The organism is Pseudomonas syringae group sp. J309-1 (genome assembly GCF_032582135.1).
GTDB lineage: Bacteria > Pseudomonadota > Gammaproteobacteria > Pseudomonadales > Pseudomonadaceae > Aquipseudomonas > Aquipseudomonas quasicaspiana.
In genome coordinates, this window is sequence record NZ_JAWHNU010000004.1 from 168,144 (window position 1) to 188,216 (window position 20,073).

Genomic DNA, 20,073 nt, shown 5'->3' on the forward strand with positions numbered 1-20,073 from the left:
GGAGTATAACAGAGCAAACACCAAGCGCTGCTTTCCTGCTGCTCAACGGTGCCATTAGTTGATGATGGAGTACAGCAGGTTCTCGAAATTACCGGGCAGAAGCCTGCATCAAATGTTTGTGAACGGCTTTTCGGCGACTCCCAAGCAATGTGCGAAGTACCCAGTGATTCAACCACTGCTCAAGTTGCACGGATTCCATCGGCCGTTTTTGGCGTTTTTCAGCATTTTCTCGAGCTTTGTCCCACCATACAGTGCAACACGCTCGATCGAATTCGTTGCTATGGGTGTAGCAGCCGTAAAGGATCTCGAGGGCAAACTGACGTTGCTCGCGTGGCGCGAACAGCGTCGCCGTTTTGTACATCGAACGCTGCCAGGCGGGCGGACGTGGCACCACGGTACTGACGCGCCGGGTATCGTCCAGCGCCTTATTGTGTGCAGGATTATCTGCGTGTTCCTGCAACCATGCGTTTATCTTGGCTCTGAACAGTTGTTTGCGGCTCCAGTAGTGGTGAACGAGATCCGTGCACTGTTCGATCTGCTTGGTGTTGTACGCAGCCATGCCAAGGCAAAACTCTTCGAGGCTGTAGGCTTTATTGGCCAGCGGATAAAACTCGTCCATCAGAGCAATGGACCTGTCGAGCAACTGGGCATCGTCCCGGGTCAGTCCAATCACCCCGGAATTGATCATGGGCATCTGATCGTCAGCAAGGCCTCTTGACTGCAGTGTCGGCGCTAGCGCCTTGTAGAGCTTTGATTCCCGGTTCGAGCCGTAACTTCCTGCAATCGCATTACAGAGCAGCGTGCCAGGTTTTACCCGATCGAAAAGCGCGTAGGGAGTGGTATTGAAAATGGTGTCTGTATCGATCAGCAATGCGCGCTCATAGTCTTCAAGCACAAGGCGCACGACGACATGCTTGGCCCGGAAATGATAGCCATGAGGCTCGCTCCATGCCTTGCGGGTTTCTGCATCCAGGGTACGGATATGGACCGGTAGATTCTGGTAGGGCAATGGGTCGTCAGTGAACACCTGGATGTCGAATGCCTGAGCCGGCTGCTGACGCTTGCAAGCCAGGGCACTGGCGATGCTGAAGACCGCCTCCTGATGGTAGGTTTGAGCGCCGAACACCAGATAGATGAGTTGCGGCGTTGAGGTTTTATTTTCAGATGGTGAAGTCAACTACATGCGTCCAGGCAATTGCAGGTCTTGGCACTCAAGACCTGCACCGTAGAAAAGCCGCGTATCTTAACGCGGCAACTTCAGGTTGTTCCAGACCGCCAGGCTTGGTTCAGCCTGGTTCAGGGTATAGAAGTGCAGTCCTGGCGCGCCACCTTGCAGCAGGCGCTCGCACATCTCGGTGATGACCTGTTCGCCAAACGCCTGGATGCTTTGCACGTCGTCGCCGTAGGCTTCCAGTTGCTTGCGGATCCAGCGCGGGATTTCCGCACCGCAGGCATCGGAGAAGCGCGCGAGCTTGCTGTAGTTGGTGATCGGCATGATGCCCGGCACGATGGGCAGGGTAACGCCTTTCTTCTGCACGCGTTCCAGGAAGTGGAAGTAGCTGTCGGCGTTGAAGAAATACTGGGTGATCGCGCTGTCGGCACCGGCCTGGGCCTTGTGCACGAAGTTCTTCACGTCGTCATCGAAATTGCGCGCCTGAGGGTGCATCTCAGGATAAGCCGCTACTTCGATGTGGAAATGGCTGCCGGTTTCTTCACGAATGAACGAAACCAGGTCGCTGGCGTAGCGCAGTTCACCGCTGGACATGCCCATACCCGAGGGCAGGTCGCCGCGCAGTGCAACGATGCGTTTGATACCGGCGTCCTTGTACTGGTTCAGCAGGGCGCGCAAGTCTGCCTTGCTGTCGCCAACGCAGGACAGATGCGGTGCGGACGGTACTTTTACTTCGTTTTGCAGCTGCAGGACGGTGTTGATCGTACCGTCACGCGTGGATCCACCTGCACCGTATGTGCAGGAGAAAAAAGCCGGGTTGTAACTGGCTATCTGACGAGCAACGTTCAGAAGCTTTTCATGGCCAGCCTCGGTCTTCGTCGGGAAGAATTCGAAGCTGAAGCTGCGGTCTTGGGACATGTCAATAACCTTGGGAATTCGAAAGCCTTACGCCTGACGTATCCCTGTAGGAGCGCGCTTGCCCGCGATAGCGTCAGATCAGTCGAAAACATTGTTCGACTGGCATATCGCATCGCGGGCAAGCGCGCTCCTACAAGGCCGTGGCCGTTTCTGCTAGAGCGGCTCCAAAAGAGCCGCCCGCAGAAGAGGTGTATCAGTAACGGTAAGCGTGCGGCTTGAACGGACCATCAACGGTCACGCCGATGTAGTCGGCCTGGGTCTTGGTCAGTTTGGTCACAACGCCGCCGAAGCCGCGAACCATTTCCAGGGCCACTTCTTCGTCAAGTTTCTTCGGCAGTACTTCAACGGTCAGACGCTCGGCTTTTTGAGCCGGGGACAGATCGGCGTACTTCTGACCGAACAGGAAGATCTGCGCCAGAACCTGGTTGGCGAACGAACCGTCCATGATGCGGCTTGGGTGACCAGTGGCGTTACCCAGGTTAACCAGACGGCCTTCGGCCAGCAGGATCAGGTAGTCGTCGTTCTGGGCATCGAATGCGCCAGGGCCGGTACGGTGGATCTTGTGTACCTGTGGCTTCACTTCTTCCCATGCCCAGTTCTTGCGCATGAAAGCGGTGTCGATTTCGTTGTCGAAGTGACCGATGTTGCAGACCACAGCGCGTTTTTTCAGCGCTTTGAGCATGTTCGAGTCGCAGACATTGACGTTACCAGTGGTGGTCACGATCAGGTCGATCTTGCCCAGCAGTGCTTTGTCGATGCTTGCTTCGGTGCCGTCGTTTTCACCGTCGATGAACGGCGAAACCAGCTCGAAACCGTCCATGCAGGCTTGCATGGCGCAGATCGGATCGACTTCGGTCACTTTAACGATCATGCCTTCCTGACGCAGGGATTGAGCCGAGCCCTTGCCCACGTCGCCATAACCGATAACCAGTGCTTGCTTGCCCGACAGCAGGTGGTCAGTACCACGCTTGATAGCGTCGTTCAGGCTGTGACGGCAGCCGTATTTGTTGTCGTTTTTGCTCTTGGTCACCGAGTCGTTGACGTTGATGGCCGGGATTTTCAGCTCGCCTTTGGCCAGCATGTCCAGCAAGCGGTGAACGCCAGTGGTGGTTTCTTCGGTCACGCCGTGAACGCGGTCCAGGATGGCCGGGTATTTCTTGTGCAGCAGCTCGGTCAGGTCGCCGCCGTCGTCGAGGATCATGTTGGCATCCCAAGGCGCGCCATCCTTCAGGATGGTTTGCTCAAGGCACCACTCGTACTCTTCTTCGGTTTCGCCTTTCCAGGCGTACACAGCAATACCGGCAGCAGCAATGGCAGCAGCGGCCTGGTCCTGAGTGGAGAAAATGTTGCAGGACGACCAGCGAACTTCGGCACCCAGGGCAACCAGGGTTTCGATCAGTACGGCAGTCTGAATGGTCATGTGGATGCAGCCGAGAATCTTCGCGCCCTTGAGCGGTTGCTCGCCGGAGTATTTACGGCGCAAGCCCATCAGGGCAGGCATTTCGGATTCAGCGATGATGGTTTCGCGACGGCCCCAGGCAGCCAGGGACATGTCGGCTACTTTGTAGTCGGAAAAATCTGCGGGCGTAAGTACTGCACTCATTAGAGAGTCTCCATTCGTAGTGTGCGAATGGGCGCCGTTGTGCGTTTAAGGTTCGACAGGGACAACCCGGTCAAACAACGCCCCATCCGAGCCTGACAGGAAAACCTGCTGCAGCGCCCCTCGGACAGGTGGCGGGAACGGTATCAAGTGAAGATGACCGTTTTGAAACGGTGGGGATTATAGCCAAGCTGACTCATCTTCCCAATGTTTTCTATCGGCGGATGCTCGGCTAACTTCAATCTGATGATTGAAAAAGTGCAGTAAAGCGGACGGAGGGTACGGCTGTAACGTGCTCAATCCAGCGTAGCCTTATCAATTCAATAGAGGGCGATGACTGTGCTGATATCAGCTGTGTCTGCCATGATGACCGGCATCAATCCGCAGACGATCAGGAGCAGACATGAACTTCCACACTCGCAAGTGGGTTAAACCTGAAGACCTCAACCCCAACGGCACCCTGTTCGGTGGCAGCCTGTTGCGCTGGATCGATGAGGAAGCAGCGATCTACGCCATCGTGCAACTGGGCAACCAGCGCGTGGTGACCAAGTACATTTCAGAGATCAACTTTGTCAGCGCTTCGCGTCAGGGCGACATCATCGAGTTGGGTATCACCGCCACCGAATTTGGCCGCACTTCGATCACCCTGACCTGTCAGGTCCGCAACAAGATCACCCGCAAGAGCATCCTGACGGTTGAGAAGATGGTGTTCGTCAACCTCGGCGAAGACGGCCTGCCAGCGCCACACGGCAAGACCGAAATCACCTATGTGAAAGATCAGTTCAAGGAAGAGATGAGCGACGGCTGACTGCCTGCGCCCTAAGCCTGGTAGGAGCACGCCTTGTTTCCACGCCACACCGCTGTCGCGAAGCAAACATAGGACCTGTAGGAGCTGCCGAAGGCTGCGATTGCGGTGTACCAGGATAATGCTTCGCAGCCTTCGGCAGCTCCTACAGAAAATACATTTCAATCCAGTATTTTGCTGTTTTTTGATGAGAGCGAACTTGTTCGCGAGACGATATTCCTGTTTTCACAGTAGTTGCGCCTCACCAACAAGTTGGCTCCTACCTGAAACTGCGTGGTTAAGGACGCGCAGTCGCCTTCATGAACTCACCCAGCGGTTCAGCATAAAAGCGAGCCATGTTGGTCGTACCGTGCCCGCGGGTTTCTGCGCTGGCAGGGATCAACACCAGACGCGCGTTTTTCAACTGAGCGAGTGACTTCTGCAGAGTCCCGGTCTCAGGTGGATTACGCTCGTCGTCGGCACTGTTGATTGCCAGTACTGGCGCTTTGATCGCCGAGAGCTTTGGCGAGACATCGTAGTCCGCCGAGGACTGCCATTGGTAAATGAAATCGTTGGCATCCCCCGGCAGTGGCGCTGCAAGCTTTTCATCAACCAGTTTGTCTGCTTGAGCTCGCGTTGGCGCCAGGGCCTGATAAGCAAGGGTGCCTCCGCTGGTACCGAAGCCAAACATCACGTTGGCCAGGCGCAGCGAAGGCGGCGGGCTGGTGTAGTTGCCTTCGTTCCAGGCCGGGTCCTGCTTGATGGATTCGATCAACATGCGCCGCATGATCCAGTTGCGCGCCGACATCGCGGTAGGTTGCGAAGCCATCGGTACCAGCGCATCCATCATGTCCGGCCATTTCTGGCCCCACATCCAGGTCTGCATGCCGCCCATGGAGTTGCCCATGACCAGCCGTAAATGCTTGATGCCCATGCCTTCGGTGAGCAGGCGATACTGCGCTTCGACCATGTCGTCGTAGTTGTAGGCAGGAAACTTCATGCGCAAACCGTCAGATGGTTTGCTCGACTTGCCGACGCCGATGCCGTCGGGCGCGATGATGTAATACTTGCTGGCGTCCAGAGGCTGCCCCGGACCAAACAGCTCACCCCCGAATTCCTTGCCCAGCATGTCACTGGCCGGACGATTGGTGCCGTGCAGATAGAGTATCGCCGGGTTCTTCGGATCGCCCACGGTGATATAGCTCATCCGCAGGTTGTCCAGTTTTTCGCCGGTATGGAAAGTGAAGCTGGGCGCTGTCCATACCGCTTCCACTGCGGCCGGAACACTCGCCGCGAAGGCCATTCCCGTCTGCGCCACGATCAGCAGCGCAGCGCACAGGCCACCTTTGAATCCTCGCATGTTCAGTTCCTCTTTTTGTTTTTATGAGGTGAAGCTGTTGCCAGGGCCGACTGTACTCAGCGCTTGAGGCTCTGCCAATCGCGCAACCATTGCAGACCGGTGCTGGTGTCGCCTTTGGGGCGATATTCGCAGCCAATCCAGCCGGTGTAACCCAGGCGATCGATTTCTTCGAACAGCCAGTTGTAGTTCAACTCGCCCAGATTCGGCTCGTGCCGATCCGGCACACCGGCGATCTGGATATGGCCAACGCCAGCGAAATCGCGACGCAGTTTTGAGATCACATCGCCTTCGACGATCTGGCAATGATAGAAGTCGAACTGCACCTTGAGGTTGGCAGCGCCCACTTCTTTACAGATGGCTTGCGCCTGATCCTGACGATTCAGGAAGAACCCCGGCATGTCACGGGTATTGATCGGCTCGATCAGCACCGTGATGCCTGCCTTGGCAGCTTGTTCAGCGGCGTAGGCGAGGTTTTCCAGATACACCGCCTGATGGCGTGCACGAAGCTCTTCACTGGGGAGCAAACCCGCCATGACGTGAATCCGGTCGTTGCCCAGCACGTTGGCGTATTCCAGCGCGCGGGCGATGCCGGTACGAAACTCTTCTTCACGCCCTGGCAACGAAGCAATGCCTCGTTCGCCTGCTGCCCAGTCACCCGGCGGTGCATTGAACAGCGCTTGCACCAGTCCGTTGTCACTCAGGCGCTGCTTGAGCTCCTGAGTGCTGTAGTCATACGGAAACAGATACTCGACGGCGCCGAAACCATCGGCGGCCGCTGCGCTGAAGCGCTCGAGAAAATCATGTTGCGGGTAGAGCATGCTGAGGTTGGCAGCGAAACGAGGCATGTTAACTCCAGTCTTGTTGGATCAGACGAATGGCCAGATCACCAGGGTCGCGAGGAAGCCCAGGGTGCCGAGGATAGTCACCAGCACGGTCCAGGTACGCAGGCCGTCGGCGACATTAAGGCCAGCCAGTTTGGTGAACATCCAGTAACCGGCATCGTTGATGTGCGACATTGCCAGACCGCCACCGCCCATGGCCAGACACAGCAGTGCCAGGTGGTTTGGTGTCAGGTTCAGGGTTGCGATCAGCGGGCTGAGAATACCGGCAGTGGTCACCAGTGCAACGGTGGTGGAACCTTGTACGGCACGCAGCAGCAGGGTCAGCAGGAAGCCCAGAGCCAGAACCGGCAGGCCGGTAGTGCGCAGCGCTTCGGAGACGACAGCGCCGATACCGGTATCAACCAGCACTTTACCAAACACGCCACCTGCACCGGCGATCAGGATAACCATGGCCACGCCCGGCAGTGCCGAGCCGATCACGTCAGACACCTGAGTGCGGCTCCAGCCACGGCGAGTACCCAGCAACCATGCACACAGCAGGGTGTCGATCAGCAAAGCAACCAGAGGCGCGCCCAGCACAGTCAGTACACTGCGCAGCGTCGAATCGACAGGCAACATGGTGGTAGCCAGTGTGCCCAGCAGAATCAGTACGATCGGCAGCAGGATCAGGCCGATGATCAAACCGAAGCCAGGCGCCGGAGCAGGCGGAAGTGATGCGGCAAGACTGCTGGCGCTTTCTTCCAGACCCGGCTTGCTCGAATGCGCCGCTTCGCTGCTGGTGTTGGAGTAGTCGCCGTTATGCCAGGCTTGCAGGTCGGTGTTGGTCATATGCGGGCCGTAGACTTCGGCACGGATATCGTCGGTCATCGGGTAGAACTTGCGTGTCATGCGACCCGCGATGAAGTAACCGACCAGGCTCAGGACCGCAACCATCGGAATACCAAACATCAGTACGCGACCCAGGTCGGCACCCAACTGACCGGCAGCGGCCACAGCGCCCGGATGCGGCGGCAGGAAGGCATGCACCGCCAGCAATGCCGCACACATCGGCAAGGCGAACAGCAGCAGTGGTTTACGTGCTGCACGGGCTACGCCGTAGGCCAGCGGCATGAGGATGATCACGCCCACTTCGAAGAACACCGGAATACCGACGATGAAACCGGCAACGGTCAGCGCTAGCGGAGTACGCCGGTTGCCGAAGCGTTTGATCAGGGTTTTTGCCAATGCCTCGGCACCACCGGACAGCTCGATGATGCGTCCGATCATCGCGCCCAAGGCAATGATGATCGCAATGTGACCGAGGGTTTTGCCCATGCCGCCTTCAATGGTGGCAACCAGATCAGCCGGCTTCACACCTGCGACCAGCGCAACAATGATGCTCACCAGCATCAACGCCACGAACGGCTGGAATTTGTACTTGAGGACCAGGAACAGCAGCAGCGCGATGCCCGCGCCAGCGATCAACATCAGCATTAGTGGCGTCATACTTTAAAGTCCCATTGTTATTGTTTTCCGGCTGGGCCGGGTCTTGTCGGGGGCCGCTGAACGGCCCTCAATCAAATGCCTTGAACTACCACTTGGCCCCAAAAACCTCACGCAACTCTTCCAGAGCAGCCGGGTCGAGTGGCGCGGGTTTCGGGTTGCTCATCAACCAGAGTCGAGCGGTCTCTTCCAGTTCTTCGAGGGCGTAGGCGGCCTTGGCAACCGAGCTTTCCCACATAACCGGTCCGAGCCGTTCGAGCATCACGCCGCGCACACTGTTGGCCAGTTGCGCGACGCGCTGGGCGACTTTCGGCGAGCCGGGACGCTCATAACCAATGAGTGGAATCTGCCCGACTTTCATCACCTGATAAGGCGTCAGTGGCGGCAGGATGTTGTCATCCTGCCAGACGCCCGCCAGGGTCAACGCAACCAGATGCGTGGAGTGGGTATGCACCACGCCGCCCACACCCGGATTGCGGTCGTAGACCTCGCGATGCAGCGCGAGGGTCTTCGAAGGTTTGCTGCCCGACACCCATTCACCGGCCAGATTGACCTTGGCGATTTCGGTCGGATCAAGGCGACCCAGGCACGCGTCAGTTGGCGTAATCAGCCAGCCGTCATCGAGCCGCGCGCTGATGTTTCCGGCGCTGCCAACGGTGTAGCCACGGCCATACAACAGCCTGCCGATGTCGCAGATCTCTTCGCGAAGCGTGTTCTCCGTACGTTGGTTTTCCGCACTCATACAGATTCCCCCGCCAACTGCTTGAGGGCCTTGCTGAAGAAGTCGCGGCCACCAAAGTTGCCGGATTTCAACGCCAGGGCCAGCGGTTGGTTGCCGCTGCTGACGGTTGCGGGAACACCCGGATCAATCTGCGCGCCGATTTTGAGCAGTTGCACACCCAATGCCTGAACTACAGCGCCCGAAGTTTCACCGCCCGCCACGACGAAGCGGCGCACGCCTGCATGCAGCAGGCCTTTGGCGATCTGTCCCAGGGCGTCCTCAACCAGCGCACCAGCACGTTCAACGCCCAGTTGTTGCTGAACGGCTTTGACTTCGTTTGGCGAACTGGTGGCGTAGATCAATACCGTTTCACCGGCTTTGCGAGCGAACTCCAGCGCCTGTTCAACCACCGGACGGCCAGCGGCCAGTTCCAATGGGTTGATACGCAGGGCAGGGCGATTGGCTTCAAGCCAGGCCGCGACCTGACCATTGGTGGCGACCGACGCGCTACCTGCCAGCACCACTTCACCCCCCTCAACCGGCTCCAGTCTGGCGGCGTCGATGTCGCGCAATTTGCCAGCCTTGCGGAAGTTGCCCGGCAAGCCCAGGGCCAGACCCGAACCGCCAGTGAGCAAGGGCAGGTCGGCGCAGGCTTCGCCCAAGGTATAAAGATCGGCATCGGACAGCGCATCGGCAATCGCCATGCTCACACCGTCGGCGCGCAACTCGGCAATCTTGCTGCGCACGCCTTCAACGCCTTTGGCGATGCTGTCGTAGCGCAGCAGGCCGACTTTCTGTTGGGTTTGCGATTGCAGCACACGTACCAGATTGGCGTCGGTCATCGGCGTCAGCGGGTGATGCTGCATGCCGGATTCGCTGAGCAACTGGTCCTGAACGAACAAGTGGCCACGGAAGATCGTGCGACCGTTTTCCGGGAACGCCGGGCAAGCCAGGGTGAAGTCGCCGCCGAGCTTTTTCAGCAACGCTTCGCTGACCTGGCCGATGTTGCCCGCAGCCGTGGAGTCGAACGTCGAGCAGTACTTGAAGAAGATCTGCTCGCAGCCACGCTCGCGCAGCCATTCCAGCGCAGCTAGGGATTCCTCGACCGCTTCGGCGGCAGGCGTGGTGCGGGATTTCAAAGCAATGACGATGGCGTCAGCGTCCAGATCGGCCGCCATTTCAGCGGTCGGAATGCCGATGCTTTGCACGGTACGCATGCCGCCGCGCACCAGCATGTTGGCCAGGTCGGTGGCGCCGGTAAAATCGTCGGCGATGCAGCCCAGCAACGGGCGCACAGGAGAATTACTCATCGGTCGCCCCTTAAGCTTGTTCTGGCTTGGCTTTCGGCAATTCGATGCCCGGGAAAATCTTGATCACGGCGGAGTCATCTTCACGACCGTAACCGGCGCTGGAAGCCTGCATGAACATCTGGTGTGCAGTGGCTGACAGCGGCAGCGGGAATTTGCTGGTGCGAGCGGTATCCAGTACCAGGCCCAGATCCTTGACGAAGATATCCACAGCCGAGAGCGGCGTGTAATCGGCCTTGAGGATGTGCGGCACGCGGTTCTCGAACATCCACGAGTTACCGGCACTGTTCGTGATCACTTCGTAAAGCGCTTCGGCGTCGACGCCTTCACGCAGCCCCAGCGCCATGGCTTCGGCACTGGCGGCGATGTGAACACCGGCCAGCAACTGGTTGATGATTTTGACTTTCGAGCCGAGGCCATGAACGTCGCCAAGGCGATAAACCTTGCCTGCCATGCCGTCGAGAATTGCTTGAGCCTTGGCGTAGGATTCAGCCGGGCCGGAGGTCATCATGGTCATCTGGCCAGCGGCTGCTTTAGCTGCGCCGCCGGAGATTGGAGCATCCAGATACAGCAGGCCTTTATCGACCAGACGTTGACCCAGTTCGACTGCAAAGGTCGGCGCAACGGTGGCGCAACCGATGACCAGGCTGCCAGGGCGCAGTGCTGCGATGGCGCCGTTCTCACCAAACAATACGGTTTCGGTCTGCTCAGCGTTGACAACGACGGTGATGATCACATCACACGCGGCTGCCATGGCAGCAGGGGATGCACAGGCAACGCCGCCTTCGGTGGCGAACTGCTCGGTTACTGCGCTGCGGACATCACACGCATGCACATTGAAACCACTGCGCAGCAACGAGCGGGCAATGCCCAAACCCATCGCACCCAAGCCAATAACGCCGACATTCTTGTTAGTCATGCTGTTTTCCTCGGATGGTTGCCGATGCTCGTCACTGCCAGCAATCGGTCGAATTGTTCTGATCTGTGAATCCGATAGTGAATCAGTGAGCAAATAATGTGAAGTATTATTTCTTGTTCACATGGATTCACATTGGTGGAAGCGTTTCGTTGGAGCGAGGCTTGCCCGCGAATGCGGAGTGTCAGCCACTAATAATCAGATGACACAACCCATTCGCGGGCAAGCCTCGCTCCAACGGAACCGAATGAATTACTTGCTGCTTTTGATCTGAACGAGTCGGCCATCAATGAACCGCAGGTTGCGGTACATGCCGTTCTCTGGCCCGTAGACCCAGGTTTCGACTGTGACGGCGCCGTGTATCAGCTGGCCATTGGCGGCCAGTGCAGGCGGGGTGATCTGGCGCTCGGCAGGCGGGCCGCATTTGCGCAGCACCTCCACAGCCAGGTCGCCTTCATCGATCAGGGCGCTGTTGCAGCGCATCGATGCGTGGGCGCTTCCACTCAGCAAGGCCAGGGCGACCAGTAATGAGCGGATACCCATGATTCAGCGCTGTCCGGCCGCTGGCGCCAAGAGCAATTCGACTCGATGCTTGCGAATGCCGTCAGCCGCCGCTTCAGCCAAGGCTGCATCACTGATGATGATGTCGAACTGTTCCAGCGCTGCGATCTTGTACATGCCAAAAGTGCCGTACTTCGAGCTGGTCGCCACCAGCACGGTTTGCGATGCCGACTGCATGGCGGCTTGCTTGACCTCGACCTTCAGCGCCGAAGGCGTTGTAGTGCCGCGCTGCAAATCCCAGGAACTGGTGGACATGAAAGCGATGTCGGTCGCCAGCTGGCGCAAGGTCGCGGCAGCGAGACCGCCGACACACGAACGGTTGGGATGATCAAGCAAACCGCCCGTGTGGATCACATCCACATGCGTGGCATCGGCCAGGGCGTTGACGATCCCGAAGTCATTGGTGACCACGGTCATGCCTGATAGCGCCGCAATGTGCGGGACAATTTCCAGGGTGCTGGTGCCGGCATCCAGGTAGATCGTCATGTCGTCGTGCAGCAAGCCGGCGGCCAGTCGGGCCATGCCCTGTTTCTGCGGCAGTTCGACCACGGCTTTGGATTGATGGCTGGGTTCGCTGTGCAACTGGCTGGCGATACGTACGCCACCGGTGACCGAATAGGCACGGCCTTCCTGTTCCAGAAGGGCGATATCGCGGCGGATGGTCATGTGCGAGCAATCGAACATTTCCACCAGTTGGTGCACGCTGAGCACCTGATGTTTGCGCAACTGACGCAGCATCAACTCCCGACGCTGATCGGGAATCATCGGTGTGCCGCCAACGACGGCGATCTCCTCTTTGCTGGACATGCGTGCTCCTGAGCCTCAGTGAAACCGCCAGCACGGGCTGGCGGTCGTGGCATCTTAGCCAATCGAGTCACGCATGACAGCAGGTAAGCGCTACAGGCTGCACTTTTGCTCGAGACTGGCTCTGGTCAATCGATGCTCTATCCGTAGGCTTGACCCGTCTTACAGGCGTTTTTTATAAACCCTGGGGTCGATACCCCACTTGTGCAAACGCGAGGCGAGGGTGGAAGGTTTAAGCCCCAGTAATTGCGCCGCGCCGCCTTCTCCCGATACCTTGCCCGCCGTGCGCTTGAGCATCGCGATGACGTTGGCCTTGAGTTGCAGTTGCAGGTACTCATCGCGCAACGGTTCAACCGCATCGGATGGATCGGTGTTCACGGGTATGGGCGTTTGGGGAAGCAAGTCGTCGAAGCGTAAAACGCCGTCCTGGCTAACGATCATCTGGCGCTCAATGACGTTCTCCAGCTCCCTGATATTTCCGGGCCACGAATAACGCTTCAGTACCTGAAGCTGTGCAATTGGCAGTCTTACCCCCGGCTTGTTGAACGATTGGCGTGCCCTGTGCAGGAAGTGGCTGGCGAGCAAAGGGATATCCGCGACACGCTCGCGCAACGGCACCGATCTGATCGGAAATACGTTCAAGCGAAAGTAAAGGTCTTCCCGGAAAGCGCCTACTTTGACCATTTCGTGCAGATCACGATTGGTCGCTGCAATAACCCGCACGCTCACCACGCGAGTTACGTTGTCGCCCACGCGCTCGAATTGCTGATCCTGCAAAACCCGCAAGAGTTTGCTCTGTAGCTCCAGCGGAATTTCCCCGACTTCATCGAGAAACAGTGTGCCGCCGTCGGCGAGTTCAAAGCGTCCGATGCGATGACTGACCGCTCCAGTGAACGCCCCTTTTACATGGCCAAAAAACTCGCTTTCAAACAGGTCGCGTGGAATCGCCGCGCAATTCACCCTGATCAGCGGGCGATCGCTGCGCAGGCTGCTGGCGTGAATGGCGCGTGCGATGAGCTCTTTACCGGTACCTGATTCACCGCTGATCAGCACGTTGGCGTCAGTAGGGGCGACCAGCTCCAACTGGCGTATCAGGTGCAAAACGACAGGGCTTTCGCCGACGATATTGTGATGATTACGCTCGGCTTTTATCTCTTCCTGAAGGTATTGGTTTTCAAGCTCCAGACGCTGTTTGAGCTGTTCCACCTCGTTGAGCGCCTCAAGCAATCTGCGCTCTGCCTGCTGACGCTCTCGAATGTCACGAAACAGGACCACAGCGCCCACCAGTCTTCCCATCTCGAAAATCGGCGTGCTGGTGTATTCGACGGCGATGGCTTCACCGTTTTTGTGCCAGAACACTTCGTTATCGACATGATGAACGTGACCGTCACTGAACGAGGCATGGATAGGGCATTGCTGAACGGGATAGCGGCTGCCGTCGCCATGGGTGTGATGGAACAGCTGATGCGCGTCACGACCAATCATGTCACTGGAATTCCAGCCAAGAATGCGCTCGGCGGCCGGGTTCATAAAGGTTGTCTCGCCTTTGGTGTCTAGGCCATAAATCCCCTCGCCGACAGCGCCGAGAATCAACCTGTTCTGGCGTTCAATGCGCTCGAAAACCTGAGAAATCCGCTCCCAGCCAACGTGCCCAAGTCGATGCTGGCGGCGGGCTTCAGAGCGATTGCGGCGCTTTTCCAGAATATCGCGTGCCTGAAGCAACAGCAGGATGCCCCTGCCATCGGGCAATACGCTGGAGCTGACCTCCACTGCATGCTGACTTCGCGAGATATCCAGCAGGCTGAGGTCGTCCGACCATGCCGAGCCTTGGGTCAGCGTCTCGTCGGTAAAGGTGACCCACTGCGGTAATCCATCCCCCAGAAAGTGACTGAAGCGAATATCGCCAAGATCACTTTCAGCGCATCCCAGCAACGTCAGCGCGGCTCGATTTGCCTGGATCAGCCGGTCCGCTGGCGGATCAATGATCAGCATGGGGTGAGGTGCGTGTTCGAACGCCTCGTCTGCAAAGTTCTGCGGCATTTCGTTGCCCTCGTCGAGCACGTATCAGCGGATCTGCGTGGCTACTAAGTACGAGATATCGTAAAAATTTTCACTAAAAATCGCGATTTACGATATTTCGCGAAACTGAATTGAGCTCGAATTTTTGAAATTTCTATATTTTTCATATGGATAGGTAGATTTCTGCAAGTGGCATGGATTTCGCTCTTGTCTCTTCAATCACGGCGCGCGTGGCACGTCGGATCAAAATCTTCAGAGGAAGCAGAGCGATGAATAAAACAGAGATGCACCACCTGTTGATGGCTGCCAAGGCGCGCAAAGGCATGAGCTGGGATGAACTGGGGGAGGCGGTTGGCAAAGGTTCGGTATGGGTGGCGTCTGCTTGCTATGGCATGAACAGCGCTACGCCGGAAGTCGCCGCACGCATTTGCGAAGTGTTGGGTGTGGATGAGGAAGTGGCCAGCGCACTGACGGTATTCCCTAAGAAAACCTGGGATCAGACCATCCCGCAAGATCCCATGATCTACCGGCTCTATGAAATCGTTGGCGTTTATGGCGACACCCTCAAGGACGTGATTCAAGAGAAGTTCGGCGACGGGATCATGTCTGCCATCGACTTTTCAATGCATGTCGACAAAGTCGAAGACCCCAAGGGTGATCGGGTGCGTGTGACCCTCAACGGGAAATTCCTGCCTTACCGCGCCTGGTAACGGCGACAACCTCCACTGATCCCACGCGCACTGCGAAGTACGCAAAAAGGAAAGCGCCAATGTCTTATTTGCTCCCCTCCGAATTCGTCACAAAGATGATCGATGCCGGTGAATCCAAGGTTCACATGGCAACGCGTGACACGCTGATCCGCGCGTTTATGGCGGGCGCAATACTGGCATTGGCGGCCGTATTCGCAGTGACGATCGCGGTACAGACCGGCTCGCCATTGCTGGGTGCGGTGCTCTTTCCCGTCGGGTTCTCGATGCTCTATCTGATGGGCTTCGACTTGCTCACCGGTGTGTTCGTGCTGACGCCGCTGGCACTGCTCGACAAGCGTCCGGGGGTCAACATCAACGGTATTTTGCGCAACTGGGGTCTGGTGTTTGCTGGTAACTTCGCAGGCGCGCTGACCGTTGCGTTCATCATGGCTTTCGTCTTTACCTATGGCTTCAATGCAGACCCTGGCGCTGTTGGTCACAAAATCGCCAGCATTGGCGAGTCCCGCACGCTCGGTTATGCCGAGTACGGTACAGCGGGCTGGGTGACGATCTTTTTGCGTGGAGTGCTTTGCAACTGGATGGTTTCGATGGGCGTGGTAGGTGCCATGATTTCCACGTCCGTGAGCGGCAAAGTAATCGCTATGTGGATGCCAATCATGTTGTTCTTTTTCATGGGCTTTGAACATTCGGTGGTGAACATGTTTCTGTTCCCATCGGCCATGATCATGGGCGGCGGATTCTCGGTCATGGACTACCTGGTCTGGAATGAAATCCCGACGGTGCTCGGTAATCTGGCGGGTGGCCTGGCGTTTACCGGGCTTACGCTTTACTGCACTCACGCCAGGACCGCCCCCAAGCGCACGTTTTCCTGACGTCGCGCTTCTCAAGCTGCATGACCACTCAGCGGGAGCCGAGTGGTCATGCGCTGGCGGCTTAGTGCCCTTCGTTTTGCTCTTGTGGCGGCTGTGTTTCACCACGAGTAACCGCTTTGACCAGCTTGCCAATGCTCAACCCCTGCAACAGGATCGACGACAGCACCACGATGTAAGTGATGCTCAGCAGCAAGTCGCGCTCCGGCCCCAGTGGCAAGGCCAGCGCCAATGCCACGGAAACACCACCCCGCAAACCACCCCATGTCAGGATGCGGATCGTGCCTTTGGGTACGGTTCGCCAGTGGCGCAGTAGCAGAATGGCCGGTGCCACGGTCACAAAACGCGACAGCAGAATTGCCACCGCCAGCAAGCCTGCTGCCAGCATGTGCGACCAAGAGAATGGCAACAGCAGAAGCTCCATGCCGATCAGGGCGAAGAGCAGGGCGTTGAGCATGTCATCGAGCAATTCCCAGAAACCGTCCATGTAGCGACGAGTCATGTCGTTCATCGCCAGATTACGGCCAAGGTTGCCGATGATCAGACCCGCGACAACCATCGCAATCGGGCCTGATACGTGCAGCTCGGAGGCCATGGCCGAACCGCCAATCACCAGTGCCAACGTCAGCATCACTTCAATCTGATACTGCTCGATGCTCTTGATCATCAGGTACACGGCGTAGCCGATCAGCCCGCCGAACAGCACGCCACCGATAGCCTCGTGGACGAACAGCATGGCGGTTTCGCCGACGCTGGGGGTTTCACCCAGTTGCGCAATACCCAGCAACACGGTGAACACCACAACTGCCGTGCCGTCATTGAACAGCGACTCGCCAACAATCGTGGTTTTCAACGGCTTGGATGCATTGGCGGTCCGCAACACGCCGAGCACGGCAATGGGGTCGGTCGGGGAAATCAGTGCGCCGAACAGCAGGCAGTACAGGAAACTGACGTGCCAGCCGAACCAGCCAAAGATCCAGTAGGCCAGGGTGCCGATCACGGTGGTGGCAATCAACACACCGAAGGTTGCCAGCAAGCCGATGGGCCAGCGGTAACTTTTCAGGTCGGAGAGGTTGACGTGCAATGCGCCCGCAAACAGCAGGAACGACAGCATCCAGTTCATCAGCAAATCGCCGAAATCGATCTGACCGATCAACTGTTGGACGCGCTCTTCGAGACCGGGAAAGCCGATGAAACTCAGGCCTTGCAGGATCAGCGAAAACATCAGCGCAGTGACCATGACGCCGATGGTGGGCGGCAGGCCGATGAAACGAAAGTTCACATACGTGAGCAGCGAGGTGAGGCAGATAAAAGCAGCAACGAGTTCAAGCATCGGTCTTCCTGTTATTGCAATTCAAAGCGTGCCCAGAAGTGATTTGGACTTGAAGCGGGCAAGGGTTTGATGGGCCGCTGGCGTGCGCGGACACATATTTTTCCATATCCATGGGGAGAGGCATTGACCACAGCAGGCCGATAGCGTTGCAAATGAGTGCCTGATAGTGGCGCATCGGCTATGATCGCGGCTCGTTAATGGGAATCATCCGCAAATGTGATGAGGCGTTGAGTTTCTCCTGTGGAGGCGAATTCATTCGCGAAATGGACCGTACATTCGATACATCTCATCGCCTGTCACGCCGTCTTCCCGAATAAATTCGCTCCCACAAGTCACCATCGCAGTCTGTCGAGAGCCGAGCTTCATTGATGCTAGATCCAGCCCTGAACCCTTCGCCACCACGCATCCTAGTGGTCGACGACCACCGCAAAATCCGCGATCCACTGGCGGTGTATCTGCGTCGCCATGCGTTTGACGTGCGCACTGCTGAAGATGCGGCCGGTATGTGGCAGTTGCTCAAGCAGCAGTCCTTTGATGTGGTGGTGCTGGACGTGATGCTGCCGGATGGCGACGGCTTTGAGCTGTGCGGGATGTTGCATCGCCGGGCCAACATTCCGGTGATTTTGCTGACCGCTCGCGACGCCTCGGCTGATCGGGTGAAAGGGCTGGACATGGGCGCGGACGATTACGTGACCAAACCCTTCGAACCGCGTGAGCTGGTTGCCCGAATCAACAGCGTATTGCGTCGGCGCGGTACGCCAGTAAGCGTTGATCAGGCATTGAGCGCCTCATCGACACAGCGTTATGAATTCGCTGGTCTGAGTTTCACCACGTCCACCGAACAACTACTGCGCGCTGACGGCAGCCAGGTCCAGCTCAGCACTGCCGAAAGCAGACTGCTGACTGTATTCCTGAAGCATCCCAATCAGACTCTTGATCGCCAGCGTCTGCTGGATATGACGGCGCGCCCCGGCAGTGATGTTTATGATCGCGCCATCGACCGCCAGATCAGTCGCTTGCGTCGCAAGCTGGTGGACGATCCATTGCAACCGCAATTGCTGCGTACCGTCTGGGGCGGCGGTTACGTGTTGGTGGCGGATGTCCGCGTGCAACAACTGTGAAGTGGCCAAGCCGTTGCTGGCCCAAACGCATGACCCACCAATTAGGCCTGCTGCTGTTGCTGGCGCTGTTGGCATCCAATGGCATTGCCATGCTGTTTTTACAACGTACCGGCGCGCTGATTCACCCGCTGTCCCGCACGCTCACCCTTGAGCGATTGACCACGGCGTACCACGTGGCCCATGAACTGTCGGCGGCTGATGCGTCCCGAGTGCTGGCGACGATGCAAACCGAAGATGCGCGGTTCTGGATCGCTCAACAACCCGACGTCAGTCCTTTTGATATGCACAAGGAAGAGCGGCGTCTGGCGCAGGAACTGCGCTCACGTCTGGAACTGACACGGGACATGGCGGTGAATATCCAGCTCGAACGAGTCACCGGTGGCCCGGCTCGGGAAGCGGTGTTTTTCCGGGCAGGTTGGGCACCGCTGCGTTTACGCACCAGCATCGTTTTACCCGATGGGCAGACGCTCAATTCTTTGCAGCATCCGGCGGGGGCCTATGAGTGGAGCCGGTTGCTCGCCTACACCTTGCCGGTGACTACCATCCCGGTCCTGCTGATTGTGATTTTCTTCATGCGCCGGATCGTACAGCCGGTCAAGACGTTGGCCGAGGCGACCGAGCGAGTCAGCCGAGGCGAATGGATTGCGCCGCTGCCGCTGTCTGGCCCACAGGAAGCTCGGGATCTGACCACTGCGTTCAACGTGATGCAGGAGCGCATTGCCCGTCATGTGGAAGGTCGAACCCGAATGCTGGCAGCCGTGAGTCATGATCTGAACACCCCGATCACTGAGCTGCGTCTGCAAGTTGAGTTGATCGAAGACGGTCCGTTACGCGATGACATGCTGGAAAGCCTCGATGAACTGCGTGCCATGGTGCGCGAGACGCTGGATTTCGTGCGGGGTGATGCGGTTCAGGAAGCGACGGTAACGGTGTCGCTGAACGAGATGCTTGATGATCTGGCACGACGTTATCGGACGATGGAACAGCCGGTGACGTGGCAGGGTAGCGAGCAGATCAGTTGCCGCTGCCGACCGTTGGCGCTGAAGCGGGCATTGACCAACCTTATCGATAACGCGTTGCGCCATGCCGGTGATGCACAGATCAGCATGAGCCGTGAGGGCGTCTGCATGATTCGTCTGGAGATTCTCGATCACGGACCGGGGATTGAACCGGGGTGGCTGACGCAGGTGTTCGAGCCGTTCGTGCAATTAGGCCGCGGCGGGGCGGGTATCAGTCAGGGCGGCGGGCTAGGCCTGGGGTTGGCCATCGCTCGGGCCTGTATTCAGGCACATGGCGGGGAACTGGTATTGGAAAACCGCCCACCTGCCGGGTTGTGCGCGGTAGTGCGATTGCCTGCTGCGACGGTTTAGAGAAATGTTCTCCACTTGAAATAGGGATCTGTGGGAGCGGTGCTTGCCCGCGATACATGAGACGCAACTAGACGACATACCGCGTTATCGTTTATCGCGGGCAAGCACCGCTCCTATCAAACAAAATATAACTATCTGATTTGGAATGCTTTTTACTGTAGGAGTGAGCTTGCTCGCGATAGCTC

Annotated in this window: 18 protein-coding genes and 1 riboswitch; of the genes, 5 read left to right on the forward strand and 13 right to left on the reverse strand. The window is 57.8% G+C overall.

What is annotated here, in order from left to right:
- Positions 1-88 precede the first annotated feature (88 nt).
- From RX972_RS03855 to ahcY, 3 genes are all read right to left on the reverse strand, one after another.
- A complete protein-coding gene (locus RX972_RS03855) occupies positions 89-1,177 on the reverse strand; it encodes a hypothetical protein (protein WP_316872603.1) in 1,089 nt (362 codons plus the stop codon).
- A gap of 66 nt (positions 1,178-1,243) precedes the next feature.
- Entirely contained in the window at positions 1,244-2,089 is an 846-nt protein-coding gene (metF, locus tag RX972_RS03860) for a methylenetetrahydrofolate reductase [NAD(P)H] (protein WP_316872604.1), read from the reverse strand.
- Positions 2,090-2,282: 193 nt separating this feature from the next.
- A complete protein-coding gene (gene ahcY, locus RX972_RS03865) occupies positions 2,283-3,692 on the reverse strand; it encodes an adenosylhomocysteinase (protein WP_316872605.1) in 1,410 nt (469 codons plus the stop codon).
- 22 nt (positions 3,693-3,714) lie between these two features.
- A riboswitch (S-adenosyl-L-homocysteine riboswitch) is annotated at positions 3,715-3,820 on the reverse strand.
- A 272-nt stretch (positions 3,821-4,092) separates the two neighbouring features.
- On the opposite strand from ahcY, the gene RX972_RS03870 reads away from it, so the two are divergent.
- The gene (locus RX972_RS03870) at positions 4,093-4,497 is read left to right on the forward strand and encodes an acyl-CoA thioesterase (protein ID WP_122730715.1); all 405 of its coding nucleotides are present in this window, start codon (positions 4,093-4,095) and stop codon (positions 4,495-4,497) included.
- Between the two features lie 274 nt (positions 4,498-4,771).
- Here the strand turns inward: RX972_RS03870 and RX972_RS03875 are convergent, their stop codons facing one another.
- From RX972_RS03875 to RX972_RS03915, 9 genes are all read right to left on the reverse strand, one after another.
- Positions 4,772-5,833, reverse strand: coding sequence for an alpha/beta fold hydrolase (locus RX972_RS03875; RefSeq protein ID WP_122705830.1), 1,062 nt, complete (start codon positions 5,831-5,833; stop codon positions 4,772-4,774).
- Positions 5,834-5,889: 56 nt separating this feature from the next.
- Positions 5,890-6,678: a 2-oxo-tetronate isomerase gene (gene otnI / locus RX972_RS03880; protein WP_027902558.1), complete on the reverse strand. Its 789-nt coding sequence runs from the start codon at positions 6,676-6,678 to the stop codon at positions 5,890-5,892.
- 21 nt (positions 6,679-6,699) lie between these two features.
- A complete protein-coding gene (locus tag RX972_RS03885) occupies positions 6,700-8,160 on the reverse strand; it encodes an SLC13 family permease (RefSeq protein ID WP_099267869.1) in 1,461 nt (486 codons plus the stop codon).
- An 85-nt stretch (positions 8,161-8,245) separates the two neighbouring features.
- Positions 8,246-8,899 carry an aldolase gene (locus RX972_RS03890; protein ID WP_316872606.1) on the reverse strand — a complete coding sequence of 218 codons (654 nt, stop codon included), beginning with the start codon at positions 8,897-8,899 and terminating at the stop codon, positions 8,246-8,248.
- Positions 8,896-10,188: a 3-oxo-tetronate kinase gene (gene otnK, locus RX972_RS03895; protein ID WP_027902561.1), complete on the reverse strand. Its 1,293-nt coding sequence runs from the start codon at positions 10,186-10,188 to the stop codon at positions 8,896-8,898. Before otnK ends, RX972_RS03890 begins: the two co-directional genes overlap by 4 nt.
- Before the next feature lie 10 nt (positions 10,189-10,198).
- A complete protein-coding gene (ltnD, locus tag RX972_RS03900) occupies positions 10,199-11,149 on the reverse strand; it encodes an L-threonate dehydrogenase (RefSeq protein WP_316872612.1) in 951 nt (316 codons plus the stop codon).
- A 204-nt stretch (positions 11,150-11,353) separates the two neighbouring features.
- The gene (locus RX972_RS03905) at positions 11,354-11,644 is read right to left on the reverse strand and encodes a DUF2845 domain-containing protein (protein ID WP_231676109.1); all 291 of its coding nucleotides are present in this window, start codon (positions 11,642-11,644) and stop codon (positions 11,354-11,356) included.
- A 3-nt stretch (positions 11,645-11,647) separates the two neighbouring features.
- On the reverse strand, positions 11,648-12,469 hold the full coding sequence (locus RX972_RS03910; protein WP_027902564.1) for a DeoR/GlpR family DNA-binding transcription regulator: 822 nt from the start codon (positions 12,467-12,469) through the stop codon (positions 11,648-11,650).
- A gap of 159 nt (positions 12,470-12,628) precedes the next feature.
- Entirely contained in the window at positions 12,629-14,506 is a 1,878-nt protein-coding gene (locus RX972_RS03915; protein ID WP_316872607.1) for a sigma 54-interacting transcriptional regulator, read from the reverse strand.
- Between the two features lie 248 nt (positions 14,507-14,754).
- Here RX972_RS03915 and cynS point away from each other — a divergent pair, with 248 nt between their 5' ends.
- Both cynS and RX972_RS03925 read left to right on the forward strand, forming a co-directional pair.
- A complete protein-coding gene (gene cynS / locus RX972_RS03920; RefSeq protein WP_027902566.1) occupies positions 14,755-15,195 on the forward strand; it encodes a cyanase in 441 nt (146 codons plus the stop codon).
- Between the two features lie 59 nt (positions 15,196-15,254).
- Complete coding sequence (locus RX972_RS03925) at positions 15,255-16,067, forward strand: formate/nitrite transporter family protein (RefSeq protein WP_122705822.1); 813 nt, start codon at positions 15,255-15,257, stop codon at positions 16,065-16,067.
- Positions 16,068-16,128: 61 nt separating this feature from the next.
- Here RX972_RS03925 and RX972_RS03930 read toward each other — a convergent pair whose 3' ends face one another.
- The gene (locus RX972_RS03930; protein WP_122705820.1) at positions 16,129-17,397 is read right to left on the reverse strand and encodes a cation:proton antiporter; all 1,269 of its coding nucleotides are present in this window, start codon (positions 17,395-17,397) and stop codon (positions 16,129-16,131) included.
- A gap of 368 nt (positions 17,398-17,765) precedes the next feature.
- On the opposite strand from RX972_RS03930, the gene RX972_RS03935 reads away from it, so the two are divergent.
- Positions 17,766-18,518, forward strand: coding sequence for a response regulator transcription factor (locus RX972_RS03935; protein WP_316872608.1), 753 nt, complete (start codon positions 17,766-17,768; stop codon positions 18,516-18,518).
- Between the two features lie 29 nt (positions 18,519-18,547).
- Positions 18,548-19,888, forward strand: a complete 1,341-nt coding sequence (locus RX972_RS03940) for an ATP-binding protein (RefSeq protein WP_316872609.1) — start codon at positions 18,548-18,550, stop codon at positions 19,886-19,888.
- The last annotated feature ends 185 nt before the right edge of the window (positions 19,889-20,073 follow it).